The sequence below is a fragment of the Actinomadura flavalba DSM 45200 genome (genome assembly GCF_000374305.1).
Taxonomy (GTDB): Bacteria; Actinomycetota; Actinomycetes; order Streptosporangiales; family Streptosporangiaceae; genus Spirillospora; species Spirillospora flavalba.
In genome coordinates, this window is record NZ_KB894098.1 from 372,498 (window position 1) to 378,497 (window position 6,000).

8 protein-coding genes are annotated in these 6,000 nt (G+C 71.2%); 2 read left to right on the plus strand and 6 right to left on the minus strand.

Features of this window, described 5'->3' with window-relative positions:
- Window positions 1-63 precede the first annotated feature (63 nt).
- Window positions 64-558 (plus strand): transcriptional regulator BldD, encoded by a 495-nt coding sequence (bldD, locus tag C229_RS0122400; RefSeq protein WP_018657350.1) that lies wholly within the window; start codon window positions 64-66, stop codon window positions 556-558.
- On the opposite strand, the gene C229_RS31440 is transcribed toward bldD, so the two are convergent.
- The 5 genes from C229_RS31440 to C229_RS0122425 all read right to left on the minus strand — a co-directional run bounded on the left by C229_RS31440 (window position 464) and on the right by C229_RS0122425 (window position 4,292).
- On the minus strand, window positions 464-1,963 hold the full coding sequence (locus C229_RS31440; protein ID WP_018657351.1) for an MFS transporter: 1,500 nt from the start codon (window positions 1,961-1,963) through the stop codon (window positions 464-466). The genes bldD and C229_RS31440 overlap by 95 nt on opposite strands.
- A 96-nt stretch (window positions 1,964-2,059) precedes the next feature.
- Window positions 2,060-2,251: a DUF397 domain-containing protein gene (locus C229_RS0122410; RefSeq protein WP_018657352.1), complete on the minus strand. Its 192-nt coding sequence runs from the start codon at window positions 2,249-2,251 to the stop codon at window positions 2,060-2,062.
- A gap of 39 nt (window positions 2,252-2,290) precedes the next feature.
- Entirely contained in the window at window positions 2,291-2,485 is a 195-nt protein-coding gene (locus tag C229_RS0122415; RefSeq protein WP_420804677.1) for a DUF397 domain-containing protein, read from the minus strand.
- Complete coding sequence (locus C229_RS33105; RefSeq protein WP_018657354.1) at window positions 2,466-3,290, minus strand: helix-turn-helix domain-containing protein; 825 nt, start codon at window positions 3,288-3,290, stop codon at window positions 2,466-2,468. The genes C229_RS0122415 and C229_RS33105 overlap by 20 nt, the downstream gene beginning before the upstream one ends.
- 159 nt (window positions 3,291-3,449) lie before the next feature.
- A complete protein-coding gene (locus C229_RS0122425) occupies window positions 3,450-4,292 on the minus strand; it encodes an alpha/beta fold hydrolase (RefSeq protein WP_018657355.1) in 843 nt (280 codons plus the stop codon).
- 69 nt (window positions 4,293-4,361) lie between these two features.
- Here C229_RS0122425 and C229_RS0122430 point away from each other — a divergent pair, with 69 nt between their 5' ends.
- The gene (locus tag C229_RS0122430; protein ID WP_018657356.1) at window positions 4,362-4,955 is read left to right on the plus strand and encodes a TetR/AcrR family transcriptional regulator; all 594 of its coding nucleotides are present in this window, start codon (window positions 4,362-4,364) and stop codon (window positions 4,953-4,955) included.
- Here C229_RS0122430 and C229_RS0122435 read toward each other — a convergent pair.
- Entirely contained in the window at window positions 4,952-5,683 is a 732-nt protein-coding gene (locus tag C229_RS0122435) for a VOC family protein (protein WP_018657357.1), read from the minus strand. The two genes, C229_RS0122430 and C229_RS0122435, sit on opposite strands and share 4 nt — an antisense overlap.
- Window positions 5,684-6,000: the final 317 nt, after the last annotated feature.

The following is a 6,000-nucleotide window of genomic DNA, read 5'->3' on the forward strand; positions in this document are numbered from 1 at the left end:
CCTCCGGGTACCCGCCCGGAGCAGTGGAACGACGATGAAAGTGAGCCTGGGGGGCCGTGCATTATGCCGTCTGAATACGCTAAGGCTCTCGGCGCGCGCCTGCGCGCCATCCGCACCCAGCAGGGCCTGTCCCTGCACGGCGTGGAAGAGAAGTCCCGAGGCCGCTGGAAGGCCGTCGTCGTCGGTTCGTACGAGCGGGGCGACCGCGCCGTCACCGTTCAGAAGCTGGCCGAGCTCGCCGATTTCTACGGCGTGCCGGTATCCGAGTTGCTGCCCGGCGGAGCCGCGCCGAGCCCCCTCGGGCCTACACCCAAGCTCGTGATCGACCTTGAGCGTCTGCAGCAGCTTCCGAAGGACAAGGCCGGTCCCCTCGCCCGCTACGCCGCGACGATCCAGAGCCAGCGGGGCGACTACAACGGAAAGGTCCTGTCGATCCGGCAGGAGGATCTGCGTTCGCTGGCCGTCATCTACGACCGCTCCCCGGCCGACCTGACCGAGGAACTGATCGGGTGGGGCGTCCTGGACCCGGAGGCGCGCCGCGCCGTCGAGTCCTTCTGATCGCGCTCCCCGAAGGGGCGTCCTCTCCCGGGGGCGCCCCTTCGTCATGCCCGCGGCGCGGGGCCAGCAGCGCCAGCACGACGACGAGCGCGGCGAGGGCGGACGCGGCGGCGAACCCGGCGACGAAGCCGCGTTCGGCCGGGACGCCCGCCGTCACCGACGCGGCGACGATCACGGCGCTGACCTGCGTCCCGAGCGAGGCGCCGACCGTCCGCAGCAGCGTGTTGACGCCGGTGGCGACGCCCGTCTTGTCCTGCGGCACGGCCGCGACGACGAGGTTGGCGACGGCCGCGTAGGCCAGCCCGAGCCCGACGCCGCGCAGCGTCCCGCCGAGGTAGAGGTGCCACATCGCGTCGTGCTCCACCGCGACGAACGCGTATCCGGCCGCCGTCAGCAGCGCGCCCGCGAGCAGCACGGCCCGCGACCCGATCCGCCGGTCGAGCAGGCCCGACGCCATTCCGGCCGCCGCCATCGCGGCGCTGGCGGGCACCTGGAGCAGCGCCGCCGCCGTCGCCGTGCCGCCGAACCCGTGCCCGGTCGCGGCGGGCAGCTGGACGAGCAGCGGGAACAGCACGCCCCCGGCCATGAGCGCGTATCCGGCCAGCAGCGAGGCGGCGTTGGCCGTCCAGACGCCCCGCAGCCGCATGAGGCGCGGATCGACCAGCGGCTCCGGGACTCGCGTCTCGACTACCGTCCAGACGGCCGCCAGAGCCACGCTGAGGGCTCCGAGGGCGATCACCCATGGTGACGTCCACCCCCACGCCGTTCCCTGGGTGAGGGCCGTCAGGGCCGCGACGAGGAATCCGGCGAGCAGCGCGGCTCCGGCCCAGTCGATCCGCGCCCGGCCGTGTCCCGGGGACCGGGGAACGATCCACCAGGCGAGCACGAGGCCGGGCACGAGCCCCGCGACCGGCACCCAGAGCAGCCACCGCCAGCCGAGGTGGTCGATGACCGGCCCGGCCAGGCACCACGACACGGCGCTCCCGAGCCCCAGCATGGACGACATGAGCCCGATCGCGGCGCCGCGCCGTCCGGCGGGCAGCACGTCCCGGATGATCGTGTAGGCGAGCGGGAAGACGCCGCTCCCGACGCCGTTGAGCACGCGTCCGCCGAGCATGACGCCGAGGTTCGGCGCGAGCGCCGCCACGACGGCCCCGCCGATCGCGACGCCGACCACGACGAGCAGCACCCGCCGGGGCCCGTACATATCCCCGAGCCGCCCGGCGACCGGCGTCGCCACGGCGGCCGAAAGCGTCATCGCCGTCAGCGCCCACGCGGCCCCGGCCGGTCCCCCGCCCAGATCCCGCTGCAACAACGGCAGCGCGGGCGTCACCACGGCCATCGACAGCGAGTACGCCATGACCCCGAGGAACGCCAGCAACGGCACCAGCCCGCGCGCCTTCACCCGTCACCTCCCCGCCGCAACAGAGAAGGCTAATCGCCCGCCGACACCCGGAAACACCGAAGGCCCCTCCGAAGAGGGGCCTCGGGACGCGACGCGTCAGAGATCCAGAGCGCCGGACTTGATGTGCCCGACCAGGCGACCCAGCTCAGGACGGCCGAGCGAAAGACGCGGACCGGACGGGTTCTTGGAGTCACGGATCAGCGCCGCGTCGAGCACGTTCGTGGACACCTCCACGCAGTCGCCCTCGGCGTTGGTCGCGCTGCGGCTGCTCTTACGCCAGTCGATCATCACGCATCGTCTCCATCCTCGTGCGGGTCAAGGCAATGGCTACAGGTCCAGGGCGCCGGACTTGATGTGGCCGACCAGACGGCCCAACTCCGGGCGGCCGAGCGAAAGACGCGGACCAGAGGGGTTCTTGGAGTCACGGATCAGCGCGGCGTCGAGCACGTTCGTGGACACCTCCACGCAGTTGCCCTCGGCGTTGCCCGCGCTGCGACTGCTCTTACGCCAGTCGATCATCATGCATCGTCTCCATCCTCTTGCGGATCAAGGCTCGCGACGCGTTCTCTGGCAGGGCCGCGCCCCTGATCTCGTCGAACACCAGGATCAGCCTAGCCGCCTCCGCCTGGTCTTCGATGAGCCTTCCGCCGATCTGCGCTTCCACGTACCCCACCTTGGTCAGGTCAGGTTTGGCCATGCTGACGAGCGCACCGGTTAGCCCCTCGTAGTAACCGTGCGCGAAAGGCACCACTTGCAGGTGAACATGCGGGTGTTCGCTCACTTCGAGCATGTGCGCCAGTTGCTCGCACATCGTGGCCGCTCCGCCGACCGGCCGAGCGATCACCGCTTCGTCCACGACACCGAAGAAGTGAGGTGCCCCTGCCCCGGTGAGCCGAGTACTACGCGCCAGTCGGCGGACGATCTTTTCCTCGTTCGGCTCGCCTAGAGTTCCGCTCGCCCGGATGTACCCTTCCGTCTGTAGCAACCCCGGAACGTACAGCGGCTCGTACGTCCGGATCTGGTTCGACTCCAGCTCGTGAACGAAGAAGTCTTCGTTCCACTGCCGGAGGTGAGCCTTGCTCGCGTTCTTCCGCAGGTTCGCCATCAACTCGCCGGTGCCGAAGAACTCGTCCACTGCGGCGCAGAATTCGGGCGGCGGCGGAACCCGGCCGGTCTCGTACGCGCTGATCGTTTCGCGGGAGACGTGCAGCGCCTTCGCCAGATCGTCCTGACTCATCCCCCGTGAGCCGCGCAGCGCGAGAATGCCGTACGCCAGCAGGGCCTTGGGATTCTCACCGGGATCGAGTACGGCGTTGCCAGGGGGCATATCGCTCCTCCGTTTCCTCGGGGACGCTGTGATCCATCTCGCGCAGGGTCACCAGCCCACCACGAAACGCCCATCGGCGCGGCGAAAAGCGGGAGCACGACCCGGTATTCGCCTCGATACCGAGGGAACGGACCGGCCCCGCCGTCCGAAAGCCTCGCGTCAGGCGCGGGCGCCGGTCGCGGTCAGGAACTCCCGCAGGATGCGGGCCATCTCCTCGGGGTCGTCCTCGGGGATCAGCGTCCCCGCGTCCGGGACCTCGACCAGGCGGCCCTGCGGCAGCAGCGCGGCGAGGCGCGGGCCGTGGTCGCGGGGCATCATCGCGTCGCGGCCCGCCCAGACGACGAGCGCCGGGCGGTCGAACGTCCGCAGTGCCTCGTTCCAGGCGAGCAGCGTGCGGCGCGGCGGGGCGCCCAGCGCGAAGGCGCGCATGTCCCGGCGGATCGCGCGGCTGTGCCGGGCCGGGGTGAACCACGCGTCGAGCACGTCGTCCGGGACGCGCGTGCGGCTGATCGCGCCCCACGTCCGGCGGCCGTGCCGGAAGAACGACGTGCGCAGGAGCTGCACGAGCAGCCACGTCCCGCCGGGCAGCCGCATCACCCGGGCGGCGGGCCGCGCCTGCGGCGGCGGGAAGTTGTCGAACGCCTCGCAGGCGACGAACACCATGCGCCCGACGCGTTCGGCGCGGCCGAGCGCGACGACGAACTGGGGCCCGCCCCAGTCGTTCATCACCAGCGTGACGTCGTCGAGGTCCAGCGCGTCGAGGAAGTCCGCCAGAATCCGCACCTGGCCGCCCTGCGAGAGGTCGGTTCCGGCGCGCATCGGCGTGCGGTGGCCGCCGAGCGGAAGAGTCGGCAGGATGCAGCGGAACCCGTCGAGCAGGGGCACGACCTTGCGCCACTGCAAATGGTTCATCGGGAATCCGTGCGTCAGCACGAGGACGGGACCGGGTCCGCCCGTGTCGAGGTACTCGACGGGCCCAGCGGGCAGGTCGACCGTGTCCATGGGAACCTCCTTGAACGATCGTTCAAGCAAGGACTATCATGGCCCGGGGCGAACACGGAAGGGGCACGAATGGTCCAGGGGACGCGTGAGCGCATTCTGACGGCGGCCGGAACCCTTTTCCGGCGGCAGGGCTACGCCGGCACCGGCTTGAAGGAGATCGCCACCGCGTCCGAGGCGCGCATAGGTTCGATCTACCACTTCTTTCCGGACAAGGAGGCGCTGGCCGAAGAGACGATCCGCGCCGACGGCGCCGCGTACGGCGCGATGGTCCTGGCCGTGCTGGAGAACGGCCCGGACGACCCGGTGCGGGCCCTGGGCGCGGCCTTCGAGCGGGCGGCGGACGACCTGCGGTCCACCGGCTACGCCGACGCGTGCCCGATCGCGACGGTCGCGCTGGAGGTAGCGGGCACCAACGAACGCCTCCGCCGCGCCACCGCCGACACCTTCACGGCCTGGCTCGACGCCCTCGCCGCGTGGTGCGGCACCTTCGTGGCCTCCCCCGCCGACGCCCGCGACCTGGCCACCGCCGTCCTCACGTCCCTCGAAGGCGCCTTCATCCTGTCCCGCTCGCTGCGCGACCCCGGGCCCCTGCTAGCGGCGGGCCGCTCCGTCACCCGCCTGGCCGAGACGATGCGCGACGACGGAGGCGGCGCACCCTCCTAGGCGGGAAGCCATTCCTGGAGGTCGGCGAAATGGGCGAGCTCCGTTTCGACGCGCCGCCGGTCACCGGGCGCGAGTTCCAGCGCCCGCAGTTCGGTGAGCCAGGGATCGGCGGGTTCACCGAGAATCGCCGCCAGATCGAGAAGATGACACAGGGCGAGAGCCCGCTCGACCACCGGAGCCTCAGCGCCGTGCCGCCGCAAGCCCGACTTGAGCGCCCGGCAAGCCTGCCGATCATCGTTCTTGAACTCACGCAGAATACGCGCGTTGTCAAGCACCCGCGCCAGCCCGACGAGCTCAGCCGAACCCCCGTACTCCAACTCGGTGGGCTCGTCCCGCTGAATGAAGATGATCGAGTTCCCCGACGGATCGACCAACGTGAACCGCGAAGCCCCCGGCCGATACCGCGTGATCCGCGGCACCCCAGACCGCAACACCTTCCCGTACTCCCGCCGCATCGCCCCGACGAACGCCTCGTGATAGGCCGCCACCTCATCCACCATCACCAAACACCCCCCGGACTCCTCCCGGGCGGGGTCGAGGTCTTTGGGCGCGGGCCCGAAATGCAGATCGAACCCGCTCCACCGCAGCGCCAGATACGTATAGGGCCGACGCTGCTCATAGGTCACCTCGAATCCCAGCGCCGTATAGAACCCGACCATCTCCTCCACCGACGCGCACGCCATCAATGGCACCGTCGTCTCATTGGCCCGCACGACCATCTCCCCCATTCCACCACTTCCCGAAACCACCACCCGATGCTCGCACCGATCGATCCCCCTCGCATATGGATCGTTCCAAGTCCATCGGGGCGACCCGGAGCACCGGGACGGATCGAGCGCGGGACGGGAACGTGGCCGGGCCGGGCCCTGCCGGGGACGTGCCGCGCCGAGGCGGGGCGAGGCGGTCCGGGCGGGGCGGGGCGGGGACGTGCCGCGCCGGGGCGGGCGAGGCGGTCCGGGCCGGGCCGGGGCGGGGCGGGGCGGGGCGCAGAAGTGGACCGAGGCGCAGGGGCGGGCCGTGCCGCCGCCGGTGGGGGGAGGGGGGG